The organism is Methylobacterium sp. AC315 (assembly GCF_979253755.1).
The window spans coordinates 1-231 of the sequence record NZ_CEEDEA010000164.1; the positions used below are offsets into that span (position 1 = coordinate 1).

A 231-nucleotide genomic window follows, 5' to 3' on the forward strand; every position below is an offset into this window, starting at 1 on the left:
GAGGTCCGACTCGATGATCCCCCCGGTGGCGGCGAGATCCTACTGAAGGGCCCGGAGGGCGGCCTGGGATTGCGCCTGGAGCCGAAAACCCGTTGTCCCGTAGGCGCCAGACGAGGCTTCGCACAACATCACGGTATCGAAGGGCTGGAAGATGCACTGGACAGAGTGCATCGGCCGATCGCGCAGCGCCACCACGATGAAGCGATCACGCGACGTTTCGACGGGCCCGCG

At 65.8% G+C, this 231-nt stretch carries 1 pseudogene; it reads right to left on the reverse strand.

The features are described from left to right. Nucleotides 1–39 precede the first annotated feature (39 nt). Nucleotides 40–231: pseudogene (locus AC0IY0_RS29125) on the reverse strand (hypothetical protein); the annotation flags it as partial.